Source organism: Tardiphaga sp. 285_C5_N1_2 (genome assembly GCF_052076065.1).
Taxonomy (GTDB): domain Bacteria; phylum Pseudomonadota; class Alphaproteobacteria; order Rhizobiales; family Xanthobacteraceae; genus Tardiphaga; species Tardiphaga robiniae.
In genome coordinates, this window is record NZ_CP197241.1 from 5,328,285 (window position 1) to 5,352,726 (window position 24,442).

Consider the following 24,442-nt stretch of genomic DNA (forward strand, 5'->3'; position numbering starts at 1 on the left):
CTACGGGATCCGTCTGACGGACGGGACGACGCCCAGCGTCCGCTCCGGATGCGCCTGACGCCGCACCTCGCTCAGGGCAATGGCGGCACGCGACGTTTCGTGATCCGCGAACCAGAGCTCGAAATCCGGCACCGGCAGCGCAGGCGAATAGACGAAGCCCTGGATAACGTCGCAGCCGAGTTCGGTGAGAATCCGGCGCTGCCCATCGGTCTCGACGCCTTCGGCGACCACGATCATGTCGAGGCTCTGGCCAACGCGTATGATGGCGCGCGTAATCGCCAGCGCACTCGCCTCGCTTTCAAGGCCGCGCATGAAGCTGCGATCGATCTTCAACTCACGGATCGGCAGATGCGCGAGACGGCTGAGGCTGGAATAGCCGGTGCCGAAATCATCCATCGACAGCTGCACGCCGGACTTGCGAATTTTCTCCATGGTCTCGACGGCGGTCGAATGCTCGCTCATCACCACGCCTTCGGTGACCTCCAGCATCAGCATGTCCGGCGACAGACCGTTTTCGGCGATCACTTCGCCGACCAGCGTGGCGAGATCGCCATTCTGGAAATTGATCGGCGACAGATTGACCGAGACGCTGGGCACGTCGACGCCATTTCTGCGCCAGGCCGCGACCTGCCGGCAGGCTTCGCGCAGCGACCATGTGCCGATCAGCTCGATCAGTCCGTATTCTTCCGCGAGCGGAATGAATTTCGATGGCGGCACTTCGCCGAGCACCGGATCTGACCAGCGAGCCAGCGCCTCGACACCGTAAAGGCGACCGTCAGCGCGAACCTGCGGCTGATAGTGAAGCCGCAGCGCATCCTGCACGATGGCATTGCGCAGCGCCGTACTGAAGGCGAGTCGCTCCTCGCTGACGCGGTTCATCTCCGCACTGAAGAAGCGATAGGTCGAGCGGCCGGCCTGCTTGGCCTGATACATCGCCGCATCGGCATGTTTGAGCAGACCATCGATATCGCCGGCATTGTCGGGATAGATGCTGACGCCGATGCTGGCCGATACCGGCACCAGCTTGGCGCCAAGCTGCATGGGCGGCAGCAGTGTCTCGAGCAGGCGGCTGGCGATCAAGGCGGCGCCTTCAACATCGCAATTCGGCAGCACAATGACGAATTCGTCGCCGCCCTGCCGGCTCAGCGTATCGGCCGGCCGGATTTGCCTGCACAGTCGTTGCGTGACCTTGACCAGCAACTCGTCGCCAATGGAATGACCGAGCGTGTCGTTGACGTCCTTGAAGTGATCGATATCGAGGAACATCACCGCAATGCGGTCCCTCGGCTTGCTCTTGTCGATCAGCCCCGTCAGGATCTGGCGCAGTTGCGCGCGGTTCGGCAGGCCGGTCAGCGCATCGAAATAGGCCAGACGCGCGATTTCGCTGCGGGCCTCGTGCCGTTCAATGGCCAGTGCGCACAGATGCACACAGGCATCGACGATGGTCTGGTGCCAGCGCGTCGGGCCCCGTGTCTCGCGGAAATAGAAGGCAAAGGCGCCGATGACGCGGCCGTCCCGCGCCTTGATCGGCGTCGACCAGCAGGCGCGCAGGCCGGCCTCCAACGGCAGGCTGCTATAAAGCTGCCACCGCGGATCGGTGGCGATATCGGTGGCCAGCACCGCGTGGCCGAGAAAGGCTGCCGCGCCGCAGGACCCGACATCGGGACCGATGGCAATACCGTCAATAATGGGCGCGAAGGCCGGCGGGAGACTGGGGCCGCCGAGTGGATGGAGCCGGCCGTCCGCGTCCACATGCAGCACCGACGGGACGATATCGGGCGCGATGGCTTCGACGCGGTGGCAGAGATCGCCGATCACATCCATGACCGGCATGTCATTGGCGAGATTTTCCAGCACATGATGCTGCAGCGAATGGATCTGCTTGCTCTCGGTGATGTCGTCGAGCACCGCGACCAGATGCTCGACCTCGCCGGCTTTGTTGCGGCCTGCGTTGACCGTGCTTGAGATCCAGATCTCGTGACCGTCCTTGTCATAGACAAGGATATCCTCTTGCCCGTGTCCTTCGGCATCGATCTGCGCGTGAAACCGCTCCAGCGTTTCGTTGTCGGTATATTCTCCGGTCAGCAAATCCCGCGGGTGTTTGCCCATCGCTTCCGCAAGCGTGTATCCGAACAGCTCCGTGAAAGCGTCGTTGACATAGACGATGGTCATGTCGCGTTTGGAGACCATCACGACGCGGTCGGTCTTTTCGGCAACCAGTGCCATCAGCGCATTTTGTTCGCGGTCACGGACATCGTCCGTCACGTCGCGGATGAAGTTGATGTAGAGCGTCTTGCCGGCGTAATCGACGCGTGAGATCGAGAACGCGCCCCAGGCCTCGCTCCCGTCCTTGCGGCTGATCCTGAACTCGCGGCGGCCCTTGACCGCTACTTGCGGATCCATGGCAGACTTTGCCGCAATCACTCCATCGAGATGTTCGCGCACGTCGAGGGGAACGAGGAAGCTGACCTGCCGGCCGACAACTTCGTCGCGGTGATATCCCCACATCCGCTCGGCAGCAGCATTGAAATGCCTGATCTCGTTGTCGATCCCGGTGATCACGACAGCATCGACCGCCTGTTCGAATGCAGAGAACAGCGCCTTCGCCTCTTCGCTGGGCTGGCCGACAGGACTTGCAGACATGAAACGACCTTCGATCACAGGAGCCGCGGGAGCACGACGACAACTGTCTTCGTTACAGCGGCAATGTCATTCGCTGGTACGAGTGTATTCGAACTCCAGTAGCTAAGAAGTTCGTTCGATCTCATCTTGAAGGGCCGGAATACCGGATGTCGTTAACAACGCGTTAACGACGGTCGTCAATTTCTCGAGATTACATGGCCGCGAGCGCACCCGGCCACATTTCCTCTTGCGCAGCTTCGGCCCGGCGCTCGTCAACCAGCGCCGCCCAGCGTTCGGCATGGCGGGCCACCAGCCAGGCTTCGAGATCGAATGCGGACAGTGCAGGCGAATACAGGAACCCCTGAATGACGTCACAGCCCAGCCCGGCCAGAATCCTGCGCTGCTCTTCGGTCTCGACGCCTTCGGCCACGACCGTCATGTTGAGGCTCTGTCCGACGCACACGATGGCGGTGGCGATCGCCAGAGCACAGACCTCGGTCTCAATACCGCGCATGAAGCTGCGATCGATCTTCAGCTCGCGCACCGGCAAATGCGCCAGGCGACTCAAGCTCGAATAACCGGTGCCGAAATCATCCATCGATAGTCCGATGCCCGCCGCGCGGATCTGCATCATGATCTCGATCGCGGTCGTGTGTTCGCTCATCACCGCGCCCTCGGTGACTTCGAGCATCAGCCTGTTAGGCGCCAGCCCGTTTCCCGCGATGATATCGGAGATCAATGCCGGCAATCCCGGATTCAGAAAATTGATCGGCGACAGGTTGACGGAGACGCAAGGCACATCGAGCCCTGCCTTTTGCCACGCCGCAATCTGCCTGCACGCCTCGCGCAGCGACCAGACACCGATCTGCTCGATGAGGCCGCATTCCTCCGCAAGTGGAATGAACTTCGCTGGTGACACATCGCCCAATACGGGATCATGCCAGCGCGCCAATGCCTCGACACCGTACAGATCGCCGCTGCCTGCGCGGATCTGCGGCTGGTAGTGCAACCGCAGGCCGCCTTGCGCAAGCGCGTGGCGCAAAGCGGTGCTGAGACGAAGGCGCTCCTCATTCACGCGATCCATGTCGTTGCTGAAAAACCGATGCGTGGAGCGGCCGGCCTGCTTGGCCTTGTACATTGCCGCATCGGCATATTTCAGCAGACTATCGAGATCGCGGGCATTGTCCGGAAACATGCTGATGCCGGCGCTGGCAGAAATCGGCACCTGATGGCCGCCGAGCTGCAGCGGAACCGACAGTGCCTCGGTGAGACGGCCCGCGATGCGGGAGGCATCTGCCGCGACACAGTTCGGCATCAGGATGATGAATTCATCGCCGCCCTGACGACTGAGGATATCGCCCGGTCGGATGTGCTGATGAAGCCGCTGTGTGACGGCGACCAGCAAGTCATCGCCGACAGCATGTCCCAGCGTATCGTTGACGTCCTTGAAGTGATCCAGGTCAAGAAATATCAGCGCCATCTGCGCATCTGCGGGGCATTCCGCGACGGCACGCTCCATCAACTGGCGCATATGGGTCCGGTTCGGCAGACCGGTGAGCGCATCGAAATAGGCAAGCCGCGAGATTTCGTTGCGCGCTTCTTCACGCTCGATGGCGACCGCGGCGAGATGAACACAGGCATCGACGATGCCGTGATGCAAGCGGCTGGGTCTGCGACATTCCCTGAAGTAGAATGCGAACGTGCCGATGACGCGCCCATCCTTGGTCTTGATCGGCATCGACCAACAGGCCTTCAGACCGGAAGCCAGCGGCGCGCTGTTGTATGGCAGCCAGAGAGGATCGTTTTCGATATCGGTGACCAGAACAGGCTCGCCGCGAAAGGCCGCGGTCCCGCAGGAGCCGACATCCGGTCCGATGGCAACGCCGTCCAGCGCCTGCGCATAACCTGCCGGAAGGCTTGGTCCTCCCAAAGGATGCAGCAGTCCCACGGAATCGACATGTAGCACCGAACAGACGACATCGGGCGCGATCTGCTCCACCTTCCGGCAAAGATTCTCCATCACGTCGAGCAGCGGCTGCTCATCGGCCAGCGCTTCAAGGATGTGATGCTGCAGCGACTGAAGCTGCTTGCTCTCGGTGATATCGGTCATCAATGCGACGAGGTGCTGGATTTTTCCATCCGCGCCATGAATCGCATTCAAGGCAACCGAGACCCAGACCTCGTTGCCGGCTTTGTCGTAAAGGAGAATTTCGTCTTCAGCAGAACCTTCCGTTCTGATCTGCCGGTCCAGATATGCGAGCGTCGCCTGGCTGGTATATGCGCCGACGAGGAATTCTTCGGGGATCAGTCCCGTCGCCTCATCCAGTGAGTAGCCGAACATGCCGGTGAAAGCGCCATTCACATAGCAGATCCGTGCGTCGCGACCCGCAATGTAGATAGCGCGTTTCGTCTTGTCGACCACGAGAGCCAGCGGGATAATTTCGTCCCTGCGCTTCGCCTCCTCCGTCACATCGCGGACGAAGCCCATATAGGTGATCTCGCCATTCACCTCGACCCGCGACATCGACAACGATCCCCAGATCTCGCTGCCGTCCTTGCGTTCGATTCTCACCTCGCGGCTATGACCGACGATGCGATTGACGCCGGTCGCGCGGTTCGCGGCGATGTATCCGTCATGCTGCGACCTGATGGCCATCGGCACCAGAAAGCTGATATTTCGCCCGAGCACTTCATCGCGCTCATAGCCCCACAACCGTTCGGCGGCGGCGTTGAAATGGGTCACGGTATTCTTGCTGTCGATCATCACGACAGCATCGATGGCCTGCTCCAGCCCGGCGAGGAGCGTCCTGGCAGCATCACTCTGGTCGACATGCACCAACGTCATAAACGCAACTCGCAATTACTTTGCTCAAACCATCGGACCGTCTTTGAAATGACCCGATCACCGGCTTTCAGCCGCGGTGGTGCAATCGTATGTGCGAGACGTCGCCAAATTGTTTTGCGCGGCGCCCGAGTTCCCGGCGGCCGCGAACGTACTTAAGGTTCGGATAAAACCACGCAGCCAGAGCAGGGCACGCAAGCAACGACGCAACCTTCGATAGATCGCGCGCTACTTAAGCGGTATCCTGACGCCGCTGATGCGCCCTGAGAATCTCAGTGGGCCTCAGCCGCGAGCACTGCCTCGACACGGATTTCTTCCGTGAGCCGCGCTTTGAGATCGGAAAAAGCCGGGCTGGTCTTGATTGTGTAGTGCCGCGGATGCGGTAGATCGACCGCGATATCGGCCTTGATGCGACCGGGACGCGCCGACATCACCACGGTGCGCGACGCGAGGAACACCGCTTCCTCGATATCGTGGGTGACGAAGATCACCGTCTTGCGCTCGCGCTCCCAGATGCCGAGCAGCAATTCCTGCATCAAGGCGCGGGTCTGGTTGTCGAGCGCGCCGAATGGCTCGTCGAGCAGCAGGATTTTCGGATCGTTGGCGAGCGCGCGCGCAATGGCCGTGCGCTGCTGCATGCCGCCGGAGAGTTGCTTCGGAAAATGATTGGCGAAGCTGGTGAGGCCGACTTTCTCCAGCCACTCGCCGGCAATGCGCGTGCGTTCACGTTGGGACACACCGCGCTCGCGCAGGCCGAAGGAAATGTTCTCGGAGACCGTGAGCCAGGGAAACAGCGTGTAGGATTGGAACACCATGCCGCGATCGGCGCCGGGACCGGTGATCGCCTTGCCGTCGAGCAGGATGCGGCCGGTGGTCGGCGTATCCAGTCCAGCGACCATGCGCAGCAGCGTGGACTTGCCGCAACCGCTTGGTCCGAGGATCGTGACGAAGTCGTTGTCCGCGACGGAAAGATTGGTCGGCTCCAGCGCACGCGTCGGCGTGCCGCCGCGGACGGCCGGAAAGATCCGCGAGACATTGTCGATGACGAGCTTGCTCAAATGATGCTCCACGGAAACAAGCGCCGGTTCGCAGCCTTGAACGCATAGTCCGAAATCAAACCGATGATGCCGATGACGATAATGCCGAAGATGATCTGGCCAGTGGCCAGCAGCGCCTGGCTGTCGATGATCATGTGGCCGATGCCCGAGGACGAGCCGATCAGTTCGGCGACGATGACATAGGTCCAGGCCCAGCCGAGCACGAGACGGAGAATTTCCGCAATCTCCGGCGCGGCGGATGGAATCAGCACGCGCTTGAGCACCCCGGCGTCGCGCGCGCCGAGTGTCAGCGACGCCTCGACAAGATCGCGGCGCACGCTGCCGACACTGACAGCGACCATCAGGATGAGCTGGAACACCGAGCCGATGAAAATCACCAGGAGCTTCTGCAATTCGCCGATGCCGGCCCACAGGATCAGGAGCGGAATGAAGGCCGAGGCCGGCAGATAGCGCGCAAAGGAGACGAAGGGTTCGAGAAAGGCTTCAACCGGCTTGTAGGCGCCCATCAGGATGCCGATGGGCACCGCGAATAGCGCAGCCAGCACGAAGCCGCCGATCACGCGCCAGATGGTCATGCCGATATCATGCAGGAAGCCGTGCTTGGTCAGCAGCAGCCAGCCATCCTGCAGCATGGTCCATGGATTGGCGAGGAAGGTCTTGGAGACGAAGCCGCCAAAGGTCGCATAGGACCACGCGGCAACGAACAGAACGAAGAACGATATGCCGAGCACGACGCGCGCGGTGGATGAAATGGGGGCGAGTGGCTTCATGCTGCGTATTCGATGCTCATGATCGTCATTGCGAGGAGCTCTTGCGACGAAGCAATCCAGTCTTCCTTAAGTAAGAGCTGGATTGCCGCGTCGCTTCGCTCCTCGCAATGACGGAAGCGATGGCGGAGATTTACTGAATGAAACGCGGATCGGCGAGCTTCGTCAGATCCGGGATTTCCTTGATCACGCCGATTTCGAGCAGCAGCTCGGCCGCTTCCTTCGAGAACGCCTGGTGCTCGCCGGCGAAGAACTTCTTGTTCGCCTCCTGATCCTGCCAGCGCAGATACTGCGCGGAGGCGCCGAACTTCTCGCCGGTCTGCTTCACGTCGGCGCCCATGATCTCGTAGGACTTGGCCTGGTCGGCCTTGATCATCGCGACGGCTTCGAAATAGCTCTTGGCCAGCGCCTTCACGGCACCTTCGTTATCGGCGATGAATTTCGGCGTGCAGCCGAAGGTGTCCATGATCATCGGATAGTCGAGCGTGGTGGCGATGATCTTGCCGGCTTCCGGCTTCTCGCGCACGGCCGACAGATACGGCTCATAGGTCATGGCCGCATCGTTCTGGCCGGCGATGAAGGCCTGCGCTGCCGGACCCGGCTCCATGTTGACCACGGAGACATCCTTCACACTGAGGCCGTTCTTCTTCAGGAACCAGGCGAGCGTGAAATAGGGCGCAGTGCCCGGGGCGGAAGCGGCAACGGTCTTGCCCTTCAGGTCCTTGATCGATGCGGTGCCGGCGCGCACGGCCATACCGTCAGCGCCATAGGACTTGTCGAGCTGGAACAGCTGCGTGGTGGCGACGCCGTTGGCATTCCACACCACCCAGGTCTCGACCGTGGTGGCGGCGCATTGCACATCGCCCGATGCGATGGCGAGATGGCGGCTGGCCTGCGGCACCTTCTTGATGGTGACGTCGAGTCCGTTCTTGGCGAAGATGCCGGCTTCCTTCGCCAGCGTCAGCGGCGCAAAACCCGTCCAGCCGGAAATGGCGATGGTGACCTTGGTCTGCGCCGCAGCCGGGGTCGCAACGAGAGCCGCGAGCATGGCGGCGACGGAAACTCCAATCAACTTCATAACGCACTCTCCTCAGCCAGATTTAGAATGATACTGCATGGCAACATGGCGGATTGCCAGAGTCAATTTGCGCGGCTATGCCGCGCCAGACGATTCATATCGTCCTCATGATCGCAGCCCCGTCGGCGTGAAGCGTGCGGTGAGCTGATACAGATCGTTCGGATAGGTGACGCGCACCGATGTGATAATCTTGTTCTTGCGCCAGGTGCGGCGCTCGACCACGAGACAGGCGGCCGGCTTCTTCAGCGTCAATGCCTTCAAGGCGACATCATCGGCGAGAGACGCGGTGATCCGATGTTCAGCCTCATTCCACGGTACGTGACCGAGCAGCCAGGTACCGGGTGGCACGCGCGTGAAATCGATTTCAGACGCGGGCGGCACCACGTCGAGATTGATCAGGCGCTCTTCCAGCGCGAAAGGCCTGCCCTTGGCAATGTGCCGACAGCTCAACACCAGCACGTCGCAGCTCTTGTCGATGCCGAGACGTTCGAGATCGTCCTTGGTTGCCTTGCGTCGTTTGCGCGTGAGCAACTCATAAGCATAGGCCTCGCCGCGCTTGGCGATCTCGGCCTGGATATCCGGAATATGCAGCACTGCGGACTGCACCAGCGGCTTGGCGACGAAGCTCCCGACGCGGCGCTTGCGTTCGATGACACCAGCGGCTGCGAGACCCGACAGCACCTTGTTCACGGTCATCCGCGAGCAATTATAGCTCTCGACCAGCTCATGCTCGAATGGAATGCGATAGCCGGGCGGCCAGCGGCCGGAGAGAATCTTCTCTTCGAGATCGGCACGGATGCGCTGATAGAGCGCCTGCGGCGCGGCCTGCGCTTTTCCATTTGCCGGTTTTGATACGCGCGCTGTCGCCATCAGAGTGTCGCCAGCCGCTGCACGACGCGCCGATAGCGCTCGGTGATGGATGCGCGCTTGATGTGGCGACCGCCGTTGACGACCTGCTTGCCGCCGACGAAGACGTCGGAGATCGCCGACTTGCCGGCAACAAAGGTCATGGCATCGAGCCAGCGGTCACCGGTGACGGCACAGAGATCGGGATGCGCGGTATCCAACACGACGATATCCGCACGCTTGCCGACCGCAAGTGCACCGATATTGCGGCCCGAGGCGTGCGTGCCGCCGATCAGCGCATGTTCATAGAGCGCACGGCCAGTGGACTCGCCCTCATGGCGCGCCACGGCATTGCGGACGCGATAGGCGAGACGCTGGCTGTATTCGAGCTGCTTGAGTTCGCCAGGCGCCGTAATCTCGATATTGGAATCGCTGCCGACACCGAACACACCGCCGGCATCGATGAAGCGCGGGCCGTCGAAAATGCCGTCACCGAGGCTGGCTTCGGTGAGCGGACAGAGACCGACGACGGCACCTGCTTTCGCGACACCGGCGGCTTCTTCATCGGTCATATGGGTCGCGTGGATCAGCACCCAGTGCCTGTCGACGGGCATGTGATCCAGCAGCCATGCCACCGGCCGCTTGCCGGACCAGGCGATACAGTCCTCGACCTCTTTGGTCTGCTCGGCCACGTGGATATGGATCGGACCATCGGGCACCGCCTTGAGGACGTCATTCAACGTCTCCGGCGTGATCGCGCGCAACGAATGCGGCGCGATGCCGATGGCGGCGTCATCGAGAGGCGCGATGGCCGCGCCGGATTTCTCCAGCAGCGCCAGAAAGCGCGCGGGATCATTGACGAAACGGCGCTGACCGTGAATTGACGGCGCGCCGCCGAAGCCGCTGAAATTGTAGAAGGACGGCAGCAGCGTCAGACCGATACCGGTCTCGCTGGATGCCGCCGCGATGCGCGTACCCATCTCCGCGAGATCGCTATAAGGCGTGCCGGTCTCGTCGTGATGCAGATAGTGAAATTCGGCCACCGAGGTGAAGCCGCCTTCCAGCATCTCGGCATAGGCGAAAGCCGCGATGGCTTCGACGTCATCCGGCGTCAGCGTATCGATGAAACGATACATCAACTGCCGCCAGGTCCAGAAACTGTCTTGGGTCGCGCCGCGGATTTCGGTGAGGCCGGCCATGCCGCGCTGGAACGCATGGCTGTGCAGATTGGGCAATCCGGGCAGCGCCACGCCGCTGATGATTTCAGCGTCAGCGCTGCTCGAATTCGCGGCAACGGCCGTGATGGTGCCATTCTCGATTGCGACAATGACGTCGCGCGCCCAGCCTGACGGCAGCAGCGCGTGCGCGAAGAACAGCCTTTTTGCAGCACGTTGCGTGCCCATAGCGATTGCCTGTTGCATTCAAAAGACGCTCGACAATAAGCGAGGCCGCTGATTATGTATAGACATACGACGTCCCGAATTTACGGCAGTCCGTCATGACCTTCGATACCATCTGGACCAATGCACGCCTCGCGACCATGGCGCCCGGCCAGCCCGGCCTCGGCATCGTGAAGAATGGCTGCATCGCAGCAAAGGACGGCCGGATCGCTTTTGTCGGTCCAGCGTCAGAACTGCCGGCCGGCACCGACGCCAAGACTCGCATCGATTGCGAGGGCCGCTGGATCACGCCGGGGTTGGTCGATTGCCACACCCATCTGATCTATGGCGGCAACCGCGCCACGGAATTCGCGATGCGGCTCGAGGGCGCGAGCTATGAGGACATCTCGCGCGCCGGCGGCGGCATCGCTTCGAGCATGAAGGCGACGCGTGCGGCCAGCGAGGCGCAGCTCGTCGCCAGCGGATTGAAGCGGCTCGATCATCTGCTCGCGGAAGGCGTCACCACCATCGAGATCAAGTCGGGCTATGGGCTCGACAAGGAGACCGAGATCCGCTGCCTCAAGGCCGCCCTGCAGCTCGGCCGCGAGCGCAACGTATCAGTGGTGACATCGTTTCTCGGCGCGCATGCGATGCCGCCGGAAGCAAATGGCGACAAGGACGCCTATATCGACACGGTCATCGCCGAAATGCTGCCGGCGATTGCCGAACTGAAACTCGCCGACGCCGTCGACGCGTTCTGCGAGGGCATCGCATTTTCGCCGGAGCAAACGGCGCGGGTGTTCGACGCCGCCAAGAAACTCGGCCTGCCGGTCAAGCTGCATGCGGACCAGCTGTCGAACCTGCACGGTGCTAAACTTGCCGCCGACCACAGCGCGCTGTCTGCGGATCATCTCGAACATACGGACGAAGACGGCGTCATCGCACTGACCAAGGCCGGCACCGTCGCCGTAGTATTGCCGGGTGCTTACTACACCCTGCGCGAGACCCAGGCTCCGCCGATCGCGCTGTTCCGCAAGCATGGCACCCATCTGGCACTGGCCACCGACAGCAATCCCGGCACCTCGCCGCTGACCTCGCTGCTGCTGACCATGAATATGGGCGCGACACTGTTCCGCATGACCGTGGATGAATGCCTGCTCGGCGTCACGCGCGAAGGCGCGCGGGCGCTCGGCAAACTGAACGAGATCGGCACGCTGGAAATTGGCAAGGTCTGCGATCTCGCGATCTGGGACATCGAACACCCCGCCGAGCTGGTTTACCGCGTCGGCTTCAATCCGCTTCACGCCCGCGTCTGGCACGGCCGGACCTCCGCGACATCCAACTAAGGACACCATCATGGATCGCAGCAAGAACAGCCGCATCGTCCGCAGCCCGCGCGGCACTGAACTCTCCGCCAAGGACTGGCTCACCGAAGCGCCGCTGCGCATGCTGATGAACAATCTCGATCCGGAAGTGGCCGAGAACCCGAACGAACTGGTGGTCTATGGCGGCATCGGCCGCGCGGCGCGCAATTGGGAAGCCTTCGACCAGATCGCCAAGTCGCTGCGCGAGCTCAATACTGACGAGACGCTGCTGGTGCAGTCCGGCAAGCCGGTCGGCGTATTCAAGACGCACGCCGACGCGCCGCGCGTGCTGATCGCCAATTCCAATCTCGTACCGCGCTGGGCCACCTGGGAGCACTTCAACGAGCTCGATCGCAAGGGGCTGATGATGTACGGCCAGATGACGGCCGGCTCGTGGATCTATATCGGCTCGCAGGGCATCGTGCAGGGCACCTATGAGACCTTCGTCGAGGCCGGACGTCAGCACTATAACGGTGACCTCTCCGGCAAATGGATTCTCACGGCAGGCTTGGGCGGCATGGGCGGCGCGCAGACGCTGGCTGCCACCATGGCCGGCGCGTCGTGCCTCGCGGTCGAGTGCCAGCCGAGCCGCATCGAGATGCGCTTGAAGAGCCGTTATCTCGACGTGCAGGCAAAGGATCTCGACGACGCATTGGCGATCATCGAGAAGGCCAACAAGGAGAAGAAGCCGATCTCCGTCGGCGTGCTCGGCAATGCCGCCGACATCTTCCCTGAACTGGTCCGCCGCGGCGTCAGGCCGGATATCGTCACCGACCAGACCTCGGCGCATGATCCGGTCAATGGCTATCTGCCGAAGGGCTGGACGCTTTCCGAATGGGAAGCCAAGCGCGCCAGCGATCCGCAGGCCGTCGAGAAGGCCTCGCGCAAATCCATGAGCGAGCATGTCCGCGCTATGCTCGACTTCCACAAGATGGGCGTGCCGACGGTCGACTATGGCAACAACATCCGCCAGATGGCGAAGGAAGAAGGCGTCGACAACGCGTTCGACTTCCCCGGCTTCGTGCCAGCCTATATTCGCCCGCTGTTCTGCCGCGGCATCGGCCCGTTCCGCTGGGCTGCTCTCTCAGGCGATCCCGAGGACATCTACAAGACCGACGCCAAGGTGAAGGAGATCCTCGGACACAACAAAGCGCTGGTGAACTGGCTCGACATGGCGCGCGAGCGCATCCAGTTTCAGGGCCTGCCGGCGCGGATCTGCTGGGTTGGGCTCGGCGATCGCCATCGCCTCGGCCTCGCCTTCAACGAGATGGTGGCCTCGGGCGAATTGAAGGCGCCGATCGTGATCGGCAGGGATCATCTCGACTCCGGTTCGGTGGCAAGCCCGAACCGCGAGACCGAGGCGATGAAGGACGGTTCCGACGCCGTCTCCGACTGGCCGCTGCTCAATGCGCTGCTCAACTGCGCATCTGGCGCAACATGGGTGTCGCTACATCACGGCGGCGGCGTCGGCATGGGCTTCTCGCAGCATTCCGGCATGGTTATCGTCGCCGACGGCACGCCGGAAGCAGCCAAGCGCCTCGAACGCGTGTTGTGGAACGATCCGGCCACCGGCGTGATGCGTCACGCCGATGCGGGCTATGAGGAAGCCATCGACTGCGCCGAGGAACATCACCTCAATCTGCCATCGCTGCAAGCCAAGGGCTGAGTGCGGCGCATGCAAATCCTGCGCGCCGCGAACTACAAGGTGATGCCCTGGAAGAACGGGCTGGGATCGACCACGGAGATCGCGATCTTCCCGGCGAATGCAAAGCTGGACGATTTCGACTGGCGCGTCAGTATGGCGCAGGTGACGAGCGACGGACCGTTCTCGTCATTTCCCGGGATTGATCGTACACTTCTGGTCATCGATGGCGCCGGCATCGACCTCAATGTCCACGGCAGCGCATCTGTGCGCATTGATCGCAGTACGATCCATTCCTTCCCGGGCGATCAGCAAACGTCAGCGACACTGATCGACGGCCCCATTACAGATTTGAATGTGATGAGCAGGCGCGGGATCGTCTCACAGCATGTGAGGCGCATCAACGTCATGAAACGTCAGGATTTTATAGTTTCTGCACAAGCGTTTCTGTTCGTTGAGCATGGCACTGCGACCGTACGGTCGGCATCGACCGTCGACAGCCTGTCGGCGCATGATGGGCTGCTTGTGGAACAAGGATCAGCACCTGTCGCGATTGAGTCCGATGCCACGGCGCGTGTCGTCATCATCGAATTCGGTAGATAGCCGCCACACACTGATTTTGATGACGCCATAAGTTCCCGAAATGCCATCCAAATCAAATATATAACCAAGAGTGATTACGCCTATATGATTGGTAGAGAATCGCGACACCACTTGGTCCGACTCATGGCGCAATTGCGAGGCTGGATATTCAAATGCACAAGCGGCATCTCAATATTCCGATTGAAATTGTTCGTACCGTCGTTGCCATTTCAGAAACAGGTAGCTTGACCAAGGCTGCGGAGCAATTGGGGTTGAGTCAGCCCGCGGTGAGTTCGCAGATCAAGCGCCTCGAACAACTTGTTGGCGGTTCGCTGTTCAGCAAGACGCCGAACGGAAGTTGTCCGACCGATCTCGGCAAGCTGGTGCTTGCGCAGGCGCGCAAGATCATCGAGGCCAACGATCAGGTGCTTGCGCTCGGCGGAGCCGATAATCATGTCGACCGGCTTCGTTTGGGCCTGAGCGTTGTCCTCGCGCAGCGCTTCGTCGCCGAGCAGAGCCTGAGCAACCTCAATGACATCCATATCCATGCCGGAATGTCCACCGAGATTGCGACAGCGTTGATCGACGGCCATATCGACGTCGGGTGTTTTTTCCAGCGGGGAGAAATCAGTGCCGATCTGGCTCCGCTCATTGTCGATGAAGCCGAGGATCGGCTGGCATGGGTTCGCTCGAAATCATTCGTGCTCGGCCCCGGCGCACCGATCCCAATCGTCACCTGGACCAATGACGACTGGATGATTCATACGCTCACGCGGCATGGCCTTTCCTATCGGATTGCCTTCAGCAGTCAGGACTACAGCGCGAAGAAAGCCGCCGTCGAAGCCGGCATCGGACTGACGGCTGTTCCCAGCCGGATCATTCCGCCGGGACTGGTCTGGGCCAGGGACTATTACTTACCGGAGCTTCCGACCATCAAAGCGCTGCTCTGCATTCGCCCGGGTATGACATCGCCGCGTGTCCTGGAAATCAAGGATCAGCTCTCGGCGATGTTCCTGCGCCCCGCACTGCCCATGGAAAACGACAAAGTTGCCTAGCGAAGCCGCATATTTCAGAGAGCAGGCCGAGCGCTGCGAAAAGCTGGCGCGGGAGATTGATGACCCCGTGGTTCGCGAACGACTGCTGAACCTGGCCACGGAATATGCTCGCCGCGCCGAAAGGAAACCTGTGCAGCCCCGAGCCCGGCAATCGCCGCGGCCGGATCGGCGCTGAGCGACAACGCGCTACTGCCGGATGCCGTGTTTTTCCAGGTCCGCCTGCACCGCCTCGTCGGAGAGGTCGAGCTTGCGCGAATGTTTCCAGTCGTGATGTGAGGTCTCGACCAGACGCTTCACAACATGGTGCGCATCGGTCTCAATGGCCAGTTCGCGGCGATCGTCAAAACTGCCCGGCGTGAGATTGATCGAACCGACGATAGCGCGTTCCTCGTCGGCCAACAGCATCTTGCCGTGCAGCTTCATGTCATTGAGCCGGTGCACCTTGGCACCGACGTCATGCATGATGCGCAATCCCCCGATACCCTCGATCAGCTTGTTCTTCTTCAGCTTGTGCGGCTGCCGCGCCATGATGTGGACCTGAACGCCGCGCAGCACCGCGCGAACCAGCCGCTCGATGATGTCCGTGTCCTGATAACGCTCGTTCTGAATCCAGAGCGTGTCCCGCGCGCAATCGATGAAAGCGCCGATCCGCTCGCGGCCGTTGTTCGGGCACCAGATCAGTTGCGAGTCCGGATTCGGCACGAAATCCTGCTTCGCCCAGTCGGCCTCGAAGCAATCCACCATATCGGAAATCTCGAGCTTCTTGGTCGTGGTCACCGCGTAGTCACGCGTCTCGGTGAGATCGCGAGTCTCCCAGTTCAGCGACTCCACAAAACCCCACTCATGATCGATCACCATCGACTTCTGATGGGTCAGCGCGAAGGCCGGATTGCTGTCACGGACCTCGACCCCGGCACCAGTCAGCGCCGCGGCGGTTTCGTTATTCTCGCTCTCGCCGTTGCGCCGGGCCGGATTGAGCATGACGCGCACGTTGACGCCGCGCCGCTTCGCCGCGATCACCTCATGCAGCAGCGTCGGATCGGTGAACAGGAACATCCGGATGTTCAGGCTGCGCTTTGCGGCCCTGATCGGATCGATGATGCACTGCGCGGTGTCATCCGGAAACACGAGCAGGTTGTGCGTCATGATTGACCTCTCGCGAGAAATAAAGGTGCCCGCAAACGGCTGGTGGTTCTGCAAAACAGCGTCATGGCCTGGAACTACGTCTCCGACTCTATACTTGAATGCGGCGCGGCAGAAAACGGGGCCCGCGCCAGCGCCGAACGGCGGTGATGAATGAGGTTGTCGAGGCGCTGTGCCGAAGAGACCAGCGTCGCCATTTCAAGTGCATCGTCATCATTGCGCATGGTCTTCGCCAATTGCGCGCTGAGAAGATCGTCGACCTCCTGCTCGATCGCGCACAGCTCCGCATCGTCCGCCGCCGCCCGGATCCGTCGCGGCAATGCATAAAGTGCGTTGAGCGTCGCCTCACGGTGGTCGGGCGGGCGGATGCCGAGGAATTTCCAGGCGGCAGCCAGCACAGAGGCAAGGGCGCCAAGGATCATGGGGGCGAGATAGATGTCGTCGCCGTATTTGTCCATGAAGCTCTGCTCGGTACCGTTGTAGTAGGCAGCAGCGCCCGGATGAATGGGGATAAAGGCATCGGGATCGGTGTCGGCAGCGGCGATACCGGCCAGTTGCGGTTGCTCGGCGATCAGATCGCGGCGCGCCGCGATCACCATTTCGGTCAGACGCGCGATCAGGCTGGAATGGAGCTTCTTGTTCGCGACCAGATAGTAACTGACCCGAAGCGTTGTCACGTCATCATCCGGGACGGGCGGCGCACCGCGGAGCGACCCTTTCGGAATGTCGAAGCTTTCATAGGCGCCATTGGCATCGGCAATGGCGCCGGCGGCATCGATCGGGATCAGCACGGGGGCGCCGGTTTTGAACAGACCGCGCACCAGGGACAAATACTTCTCGGTCAGCGGAATCACGACCAGCAGGGCGCCGACTTCCTTGGCTTCCACCGCGCGCCGGGTATCGCTGACCTCAAGATTCTTGAATGTGACCCTCGCGCTCGTCAGGTCGTATTGCTTCGTGAGCGCATCGACCAGCCTGCGATTGACCTCGCCGCCCACCACACCGACGGTGCGGCCGCGCAGACCTTCGACGCTGGTGATTTTCGAGCCGGGAGGCGCGATCAGCATGACGACCGCCTTGGCCATGACGGCAACGGCGCGCGCCTCGGAGAGATCGCCGACATCGGCCCGGACCACAGCGAGATCGACCTTGCCGGAGGAGAACGCCTTGCCGGCATCGACGGCGTTGCCGAAGGTCTCGAAATCCAGCCGGATCGGCGACTTCCTGGTGGCGAAATGGCTGGCGATGATCGATGCCGTCTTGCCGGCTTCGCCATCGATCGACCCGACCGCCAGCTTGAGCACGGTCGGACGCTCGATGTAGCGCCAGGTCAGAAGGCCGCCGCCCAGGACCAGACCGAGGATGCCGGCCAGCAGAAGCACTCTGCCCCAGAACGGGAAAGCAACGGATCGCACGTTCATGTTCGGTCCTGCGCAGCCCTGCCAAATTAACTGACGCTCCTGCCCGCATGCCACAATGCGCGGGCTGTCAGCAAAAATCCATCTGTACCCGACTACAGTTAAGACCCGCTAACCGACGGCGGCTATATACTGCGGCCGCCCGGACTGCCCATGATTCCCGGTCTGGCCTTGTCGCTGGAGACAATGTTCGATGACTCGTCTGGTACTCGAGATGCTCCGGCCCTATCGCGGCTGGCTGATCATCGTCTTCCTCGCCATGCTGGTCGAGATTGCCATGAGCCTGGCCGCGCCCTGGCCGCTGAAACTGGTGCTCGATGACGCGCTGGGCAGCCATCACCTGCCCGCCTGGTTGGACTGGGCCCATGACTACGGCATCGGCCGCCACACGCTCGGCGTCGCACTGTTCGCCGGCATCGCCACGCTGGTCATCGCCGTGATCGGCGCGATCGCCACCTACATCGACAACTACTATTCGACATCGGTCGGCCAGTGGGTGGCCAACGACCTGCGCATCCGCATCTATGCGCATCTGCATCGGTTGTCGCTGCGCTACTACGACAAGGCCAAGACCGGCGCGCTGATGTCCACGATCACCACCGACGTCACAACGCTGCAGAACTTCGCTTCATCGTCGACGCTGGATATCCTGCTCGATCTCATCACCATCGTCTTCATGATCGGGCTGATGTTCTGGCTCGACTGGGATTTTACGCTGATCGCGCTGGGCATCACGCCATTCCTGATCGTCTTCGTGTTCCATTTCAAGCGCGCCGTGAAGGAAGTGACGCGCACGGTGCGGCAAAGACAGAGCGAGATCGTCGCCGTGGTCCAGCAGGGCCTCGGCCAGGTGCGCGCAGTGACGGCCTTCGGCAGGCAGGACCTCGAACTGGCACGGCTGGAGGCCGCCAGCCATGCGACGGTCGAGGCCGCCATGAAGGCGCGTCAGGTGAAATCGTTGCTCTCGCCTGTGGTCAGCATCGTGGTGGCGTTCTGCACCGCCATCGTGCTGTGGAAGGGGACCTCGCTGATTGTCGCCGGCACTATGACGGCTGGCGCGCTCACCGTGTACCTCGCTTATCTCGCGCAGTTCTTCAAACCGGTGAAGGACCTCGCCAGCATGACCAGCGCGATCGCGCAGACCACCGTGGCGCTGGAGCGGATCCAGAATATTCTCGCGGCCGATGACGTGATCGTGGAAAAGCCGGGCGCCGTCGATCCCGGCCGTGCCAAAGGCGCCATCACCTTCGAGAACGTCGCCTTCGCCTATAGTGAGGAAGCCAGCGTGCTCCGCGACGTCTCGCTGCATATCGAACCCGGCCAGATCGTCGGCGTTGTCGGGCCGACCGGCTCCGGCAAATCCACGGTGCTGAGTCTGATCCCGCGCTTCTACGATGCGACATCGGGGCGCGTGCTGATCGATGGCACCGACGTCACTGACTACAAATTATCGGCGCTGCGCGCCCAGGTCGGCTTCGTGCTGCAGGAGACGGTGCTGTTCCGCGGCACGATCCGCGAGAACATCGCCTATGGCCGCCCTGGTGCAACTGACGAGGAGATCGTTGCCGCCGCCAAGATCGCCAATGCCGACGAGTTCATCAGCCGCATGCCACATGGCTATGACTCCATGGTGGGCGAACGCGGCGACACGCTGTCCGGCGGCCAGCGCCAGCGCATCGGCATCGCGCGTGCGGTGGTGCGCAACAGCCCGATCATGATCCTGGACGAGCCGACGGCCGCGCTTGATCCGGAATCCGAGGCGCTGGTGATCGAGGCGCTGCGCCGGCTGATGCAGGGGCGCACCGTCATCATGATCGCGCATCGGCTCTCGACCATTCGCGACGCCGACAAGATCATCGTGCTGAAAGAAGGCGTCGTCGCCGAGCAGGGCTCCAATGACGAACTGATCGCCCAAGGCGGCATCTATGCAGAACTGGTGAAGATCCAGCAGCGGGTAGTGAACGAGCAGTCCGCGGGCGCATCGTAAGCGGTGCCGGAACGCCTCTTTATAATCATTCTAATAACATACGAGCGTTTGTCTTGACCTTGTCAGGACGCTGCTCGACAAGGTCGGACATGACCGTCCACCAGACTGCATCCGAAACATCCATACACGAATTGCGCCTCGGCAATGCGCCGCGCGGATTCATCGGAACCATCGTGGCGTTGCAGCCCGATATTGCAGGCGCCGCCGAGAGCGGCCACGAGCTCGAACGGCATCTGCTGGAAATGGGCTTCACCGAAGGCGCGCGCGTCGAGATCCTGCATCAGGGCGCCATCCAGCGCGATCCGATCGCGGTGCGCGTCGACAATATTACGATCGCCGTTCGCCGGCGCGAAGCCATGGCAGTTGTTGTGAAATGACCGATGCAGACGTGACCAACGAGCGCTTTCATCTCGCGCTGGTGGGAGCCCCCAATAGCGGCAAGACATCGCTCTTCAACGCACTCACCGGCAGCCGCCAGAAGGTGGCCAACTATGCAGGCGTCACCGTCGAACGCAAGGCAGGCGCCTTCGTGACGCCGGCCGGCCGTCAGGTGACGCTGCTCGACCTGCCCGGCACCTATTCGCTGCGCGGCCGCAGCCCGGATGAAGAGATCACCCGCGACGTCGTGCTCGGCAAGCGTCCCGGCGAAGCCGCGCCCGATCTGGTCCTGTGCATTGCCGACGCCACCAATCTGCGCCTCACGCTGCGGCTGATCCTGGAACTCAAGCGTACCGGCCGTCCGCTGCTGGTGGTGCTCAACATGTTCGACATCGCGCAGCGCCGCGGCGTCAGCATCGATGTCGATGCGATGTCCGCAGCACTCGGCGTGCCTGTCATCACCTCGATCGCGGTGAAGAAGGCCGGCGTCGAGGAATTGCGCAAGCGCACCGACGAATTCGCCGCCAACATGCCGGCAGTTACCACAGGCGATGGCTGGACGCCGCTTGGCCTGTCCGACATGAAGGCGCTGCAGCGCGAGGCTGACCGCATCATCCGCGAAACCGTCACGATGCCAACCAAGCCCGACACGCTGACCACGCGCGTCGATGCCGTGGTGCTGCATCCGGTCGCCGGTCTCGCGATTCTCGCGCTCATTCTGTTCGTGATGTTCCAGGCGGTGTTCTCCTGGGCGCAGCCGCTGATGGAGCTGCTGTCGGATTCCTTCGGCGCGCTGGGCACGCTGGTGGCACAAGTGCTGCCTGAAGGAATCTTGCAGAGCTTCCTGCAGAACGGGTTGATCGCCGGCGTCGGCAGCGTGCTCGTGTTCCTCCCGCAGATCATCATCATCTTCCTGTTCATCCTGCTGCTGGAAGATTTCGGCTACATGGCACGCGCCGCGTTCCTGATGGACCGCATCATGGGCGGCGCCGGCCTGCATGGCCGCGCCTTCATCCCGCTGCTGTCGAGCTTCGCCTGCGCCATCCCCGGCATCATGGCGACGCGTGTGATCGACAACCGCCGCGACCGCCTGACCACCATCCTGATCGCGCCGCTGATGACCTGCTCGGCGCGCATCCCGGTCTATACGCTGATCATCTCCGCCTTCATACCGGCCGAGACCGTCTGGGGCTGGGTCAATCTGCAGGGCCTCGTGATGTTCGGGCTCTATATCGCCGGCATCGGCAGCGCGCTGGCGGCATCCTTCGTCATCAAGTTCTTCATGTGGCGCGACTACCAGCCGGCACCGTTCATGCTGGAATTGCCGGACTACAAGCTGCCGCGTATCAAGAGCATCGCCATCGGCGTCTATACCCGCGCCAAGATGTTCCTGCAGCGCGCCGGCACAACGATCCTGTCGATGATGATCCTGATCTGGTTCCTCGCCTCGTTCCCGCAGGCACCGGCCGGCGCTGAAGGGCCGGCGATCAATTACAGTCTCGCCGCGATGATCGGAAAATTCCTGGAGCCGTTCTTCGCACCGCTCGGCTTCAATTGGCAGATCGCTGTGGCGCTGATCCCCGGCATGGCGGCGCGCGAAGTCGCGGTCGGCGCGCTCGGCACCGTCTATGCGATCGAAGGCGGCAAGGAAGCGGCGGATGCGATCGGCCAGGCGCTAGCCAGCAAATGGAGCCTCGCGACGGCTCTGTCGTTCCTGGCCTGGTTCATCTTCGCCCCGCAATGCGCCTCGACACTGGCCGTGATCCGCCGCGAGACCGGCAGCACCAAGTGGATGGTGGTGACGTTCCTCTACATGTTCGCGCTGGCCTATGTGGCGAGCCTGATCACCTACACCGTCGCGAAGGCGGCGGGACTGGGGTAGCCCGGCCAGCGTGGCATCCTTCGCACCGACACCGTGATTTGAAGTTCATCCTGTGCCGCTGCATCACCATCGGTAACGCAGCGTCGCGATCACATCGCGCCGCATGCCGTAATAGCAGCCGGAATCCTGACACAGCCGCACATAGGTCTTGTCGAACAGGTTGCTGGCATTGAGCTGGAACTTGAAGCCCTTGAACTGCGGTCCAAGTCCGGCAAGGTCATAGTGAAGCGCCGCATCGAACAGCGTGACGCCCGGAACGTTATAGGTGTTCATGCTGTCGCCCGCTGTTTCCCCGAAATAGCGGACGCCGGCCGCCAGACCGAAACCATCGAGGACGCCGCTGCGGAAGGTGTAATCGGCCCATAGCGATGCCGCATTGCGCGGGACACCGATTGGCCGTTTACCGAGCGTATCAGGCTCCGAATTCGTATTGACCAGGTCGAGATAAGTGTAGGCGCCGAGCAATGTCAGGCTGCGATCGACCTGTACCTTGCCTTCGATCTCGATCCCGCGCGACCGGATCTCACCGGCCTGGACCCGGTTTCTGATATCGTTCGGATCCTGCATCACCACGTTCTGCTGCTTCAGGTCGAAAGCTGCGAAAGTCAGGAGCATCTTTTCGTCTGGTTGATACTTAACGCCGAACTCCTTCTGCTGACCGGTCGTCGGCTTGAACGGATTCAGGGTCCTGTTCGACGCCCCAACGATCGGCTGGAACGACTCCGTATATTGAATGTATGGCGCCACGCCGTTGTCGAACTTGTACAGCAAGGCGCCGCGCTTGGTGGTCGCTTCATCCGATGTCGCGGTGGTGCCGAAGGTCGTGCCGTCGAAGGTCGAGACCGTACGCGACTCGGCCCGATCATGCCGGACCCCCAATAGCGCAACCCAGCGGTCGAGCTTGATCTGATCCTGCAGATAAACGCCGACCTGATCGAAGGTCTGCCTGCTCGCACCATCGAAATCCAGCGCTGGAACAGTTATGCCATAGACAGGATTCAGCGCGTTGATCGCTCCAACATCGGCGAGATAACCGTTGGAGGCCCGATCGGTGCCGGTCTGGTAGTCCACCCCGAACAACGTCATGTGCTGGAACGGTCCGGTCGCGAACTTCGCTTCGGCCTGATTGTCGATTGCAAAGGTACGCAGTGTTTCCGCCGCAGAAAACGCATCGCGGCCTATGCTGTTAATGTTCGTCTGATTGGACTGGGGATAGACCGCCTGTGTATAGGTGCTGTTGTCGGTATAGCGGAGATTTTGCCGCACCGTCCAAACGTTATCGAAGCGATGTTCGAACAGATAACCAATCGAACCATATTCGCGCCTGAATATATTATAGTTCGGATCGCCCAGGTAGAAGCTGGTTGGAATCCGGCCGTTGACGGTCGAGAACAACGTTCCCACGCCATTCGGCAGTAGCTGATTGTAGAAGCCCGCTTTCGGGTCCCTTTGATAGGTCCCCTGGAAGGTGATCGTGGTATCGTTTGTCGGCCGCCACGTCAGCGACGGCGCGATCGAGACGCGCTGATAGTCGCCGTGGTCGACCTGGCTGCCGACGTCGTAGCCGGAAGCGGTGAGGCGATAGAGAAATTCCTTGTTTTTATCGAGTGGCCCGCTGACATCGATGCCGCTCTGGACGCGGCCGTAACTGCCGGTCGAAACGAACATCTCCTGATACGGCTCTGTGGTCGGCCGCTTGCTGACCATATTGACCACACCGCCCGGCGAGGCCTGACCGTAGAGCACCGACGCAGGCCCGTGCAGCACCTCCAACCGCTCAAGATTGAAAGGATCGACTAGCGTATAGGCGAAGGTGCCCGACGCCACCCGCAACGAGTCCAGATACTGATCGGCGAGAAAGCCCCTGACATAAACCTGATCGAAGCGGCCGTCGGCACCGTTCCGCTCGCCGACCACCCCGGATGTATAGCGCGTGGCCTGCGACACGCTCTGTGCGGCCTGCGCCTGAATCTGATCCTGCGTGACGACGGAAATTGCCTGCGGCGTTTCGATCAACGGCGTGTCGGTTTTTGTGCCCGTCCCGCTACGGGTCGCGACGTAGCCGTCCACGTGCCCCCAAGCGGTTTCGGGCCTCGGATTGACCGGACCTGGCGCAACGGCTTGCTGCGATCGGCGGGCAGCAACGCGACGGTCGCCCCGCGCGCCTGATGTGCTGCGTTTGACTTGAGAGCGCCGTGTCGCTTGCTGTTGTGGCGCGTCGACCGTCACTGCGGGAAGTGTCGACTGCGCACGAACAGCAGTCGTAAAATCGAGCGACATGACAAACGCACTCGCCGCACCGAGCCATGCGGCACGCTTCCAGTTCTTTGATTTTATGATCACGAATTGCCCCAGCTATTCAGCAAGCCTAAGCAGCCCGCTTTACAGCTTCTTCGTGA

17 protein-coding genes are annotated in these 24,442 nt (G+C 61.6%); 7 read left to right on the top strand and 10 right to left on the bottom strand.

All coding sequences use genetic code 11. The features are described from left to right. From AB7951_RS25285 to AB7951_RS25315, 7 genes are all read right to left on the bottom strand, one after another. Positions 1-2,643: an EAL domain-containing protein gene (locus AB7951_RS25285; protein ID WP_120289080.1), complete on the bottom strand. Its 2,643-nt coding sequence runs from the start codon at positions 2,641-2,643 to the stop codon at positions 1-3. A 190-nt stretch (positions 2,644-2,833) separates the two neighbouring features. Continuing rightward, entirely contained in the window at positions 2,834-5,467 is a 2,634-nt protein-coding gene (locus AB7951_RS25290) for an EAL domain-containing protein (RefSeq protein WP_120288199.1), read from the bottom strand. Between the two features lie 269 nt (positions 5,468-5,736). Next, positions 5,737-6,522: an ABC transporter ATP-binding protein gene (locus AB7951_RS25295; protein WP_089266872.1), complete on the bottom strand. Its 786-nt coding sequence runs from the start codon at positions 6,520-6,522 to the stop codon at positions 5,737-5,739. After that, positions 6,519-7,292 (bottom strand): ABC transporter permease, encoded by a 774-nt coding sequence (locus AB7951_RS25300; protein WP_120288198.1) that lies wholly within the window; start codon positions 7,290-7,292, stop codon positions 6,519-6,521. The genes AB7951_RS25295 and AB7951_RS25300 overlap by 4 nt, the downstream gene beginning before the upstream one ends. Positions 7,293-7,422: 130 nt before the next feature. Further along, on the bottom strand, positions 7,423-8,367 hold the full coding sequence (locus AB7951_RS25305; protein ID WP_120288197.1) for an ABC transporter substrate-binding protein: 945 nt from the start codon (positions 8,365-8,367) through the stop codon (positions 7,423-7,425). A 105-nt stretch (positions 8,368-8,472) separates the two neighbouring features. Continuing rightward, a complete protein-coding gene (gene hutC / locus AB7951_RS25310; protein WP_120288196.1) occupies positions 8,473-9,237 on the bottom strand; it encodes a histidine utilization repressor in 765 nt (254 codons plus the stop codon). Next, positions 9,237-10,616, bottom strand: a complete 1,380-nt coding sequence (locus tag AB7951_RS25315; protein WP_199712017.1) for a formimidoylglutamate deiminase — start codon at positions 10,614-10,616, stop codon at positions 9,237-9,239. The genes hutC and AB7951_RS25315 overlap by 1 nt, the downstream gene beginning before the upstream one ends. A 95-nt stretch (positions 10,617-10,711) precedes the next feature. On the opposite strand from AB7951_RS25315, the gene hutI reads away from it, so the two are divergent. The 4 genes from hutI to AB7951_RS25335 all read left to right on the top strand — a co-directional run bounded on the left by hutI (position 10,712) and on the right by AB7951_RS25335 (position 15,235). Further along, entirely contained in the window at positions 10,712-11,938 is a 1,227-nt protein-coding gene (gene hutI, locus AB7951_RS25320) for an imidazolonepropionase (protein ID WP_120288194.1), read from the top strand. Between the two features lie 10 nt (positions 11,939-11,948). Next, positions 11,949-13,622: a urocanate hydratase gene (gene hutU, locus AB7951_RS25325; protein ID WP_120288193.1), complete on the top strand. Its 1,674-nt coding sequence runs from the start codon at positions 11,949-11,951 to the stop codon at positions 13,620-13,622. 9 nt (positions 13,623-13,631) lie between these two features. Beyond that, on the top strand, positions 13,632-14,201 hold the full coding sequence (locus AB7951_RS25330; RefSeq protein WP_120288192.1) for a HutD family protein: 570 nt from the start codon (positions 13,632-13,634) through the stop codon (positions 14,199-14,201). Positions 14,202-14,353: 152 nt separating this feature from the next. Further along, on the top strand, positions 14,354-15,235 hold the full coding sequence (locus AB7951_RS25335; RefSeq protein WP_441256080.1) for a LysR family transcriptional regulator: 882 nt from the start codon (positions 14,354-14,356) through the stop codon (positions 15,233-15,235). A 186-nt stretch (positions 15,236-15,421) separates the two neighbouring features. On the opposite strand, the gene AB7951_RS25340 is transcribed toward AB7951_RS25335, so the two are convergent. Both AB7951_RS25340 and AB7951_RS25345 read right to left on the bottom strand, forming a co-directional pair. Then, the gene (locus AB7951_RS25340) at positions 15,422-16,381 is read right to left on the bottom strand and encodes a phospholipase D-like domain-containing protein (RefSeq protein ID WP_441256081.1); all 960 of its coding nucleotides are present in this window, start codon (positions 16,379-16,381) and stop codon (positions 15,422-15,424) included. Positions 16,382-16,455: 74 nt separating this feature from the next. Then, positions 16,456-17,799, bottom strand: a complete 1,344-nt coding sequence (locus AB7951_RS25345; RefSeq protein ID WP_120288189.1) for a TAXI family TRAP transporter solute-binding subunit — start codon at positions 17,797-17,799, stop codon at positions 16,456-16,458. 190 nt (positions 17,800-17,989) lie between these two features. On the opposite strand from AB7951_RS25345, the gene AB7951_RS25350 reads away from it, so the two are divergent. From AB7951_RS25350 to feoB, 3 genes are all read left to right on the top strand, one after another. Continuing rightward, entirely contained in the window at positions 17,990-19,783 is a 1,794-nt protein-coding gene (locus AB7951_RS25350) for an ABC transporter ATP-binding protein (RefSeq protein WP_120288188.1), read from the top strand. An 89-nt stretch (positions 19,784-19,872) separates the two neighbouring features. Beyond that, entirely contained in the window at positions 19,873-20,160 is a 288-nt protein-coding gene (locus tag AB7951_RS25355) for a FeoA family protein (RefSeq protein WP_175365953.1), read from the top strand. Beyond that, positions 20,157-22,043, top strand: a complete 1,887-nt coding sequence (gene feoB, locus AB7951_RS25360) for a ferrous iron transporter B (protein WP_120288187.1) — start codon at positions 20,157-20,159, stop codon at positions 22,041-22,043. The genes AB7951_RS25355 and feoB overlap by 4 nt, the downstream gene beginning before the upstream one ends. 63 nt (positions 22,044-22,106) lie before the next feature. Here the strand turns inward: feoB and AB7951_RS25365 are convergent, their stop codons facing one another. Further along, positions 22,107-24,113 (bottom strand): TonB-dependent siderophore receptor, encoded by a 2,007-nt coding sequence (locus tag AB7951_RS25365; RefSeq protein WP_439062081.1) that lies wholly within the window; start codon positions 24,111-24,113, stop codon positions 22,107-22,109. Positions 24,114-24,442: the final 329 nt, after the last annotated feature.

Coding starts and splice junctions, on each gene's coding strand:
- AB7951_RS25285 (WP_120289080.1), bottom strand. CDS start 2,643: ATGTCTGCAAGTCCTGTCGGCCAGCCCAGCGAAGAGGCGAAGGCGCTG.
- AB7951_RS25290 (WP_120288199.1), bottom strand. CDS start 5,467: ATGACGTTGGTGCATGTCGACCAGAGTGATGCTGCCAGGACGCTCCTC.
- AB7951_RS25300 (WP_120288198.1), bottom strand. CDS start 7,292: ATGAAGCCACTCGCCCCCATTTCATCCACCGCGCGCGTCGTGCTCGGC.
- AB7951_RS25305 (WP_120288197.1), bottom strand. CDS start 8,367: ATGAAGTTGATTGGAGTTTCCGTCGCCGCCATGCTCGCGGCTCTCGTT.
- hutC (WP_120288196.1), bottom strand. CDS start 9,237: ATGGCGACAGCGCGCGTATCAAAACCGGCAAATGGAAAAGCGCAGGCC.
- AB7951_RS25315 (WP_199712017.1), bottom strand. CDS start 10,616: ATGGGCACGCAACGTGCTGCAAAAAGGCTGTTCTTCGCGCACGCGCTG.
- hutI (WP_120288194.1), top strand. CDS start 10,712: ATGACCTTCGATACCATCTGGACCAATGCACGCCTCGCGACCATGGCG.
- hutU (WP_120288193.1), top strand. CDS start 11,949: ATGGATCGCAGCAAGAACAGCCGCATCGTCCGCAGCCCGCGCGGCACT.
- AB7951_RS25330 (WP_120288192.1), top strand. CDS start 13,632: ATGCAAATCCTGCGCGCCGCGAACTACAAGGTGATGCCCTGGAAGAAC.
- AB7951_RS25335 (WP_441256080.1), top strand. CDS start 14,354: ATGCACAAGCGGCATCTCAATATTCCGATTGAAATTGTTCGTACCGTC.
- AB7951_RS25340 (WP_441256081.1), bottom strand. CDS start 16,381: ATGACGCACAACCTGCTCGTGTTTCCGGATGACACCGCGCAGTGCATC.
- AB7951_RS25345 (WP_120288189.1), bottom strand. CDS start 17,799: ATGAACGTGCGATCCGTTGCTTTCCCGTTCTGGGGCAGAGTGCTTCTG.
- AB7951_RS25350 (WP_120288188.1), top strand. CDS start 17,990: ATGACTCGTCTGGTACTCGAGATGCTCCGGCCCTATCGCGGCTGGCTG.
- AB7951_RS25355 (WP_175365953.1), top strand. CDS start 19,873: ATGACCGTCCACCAGACTGCATCCGAAACATCCATACACGAATTGCGC.
- feoB (WP_120288187.1), top strand. CDS start 20,157: ATGACCGATGCAGACGTGACCAACGAGCGCTTTCATCTCGCGCTGGTG.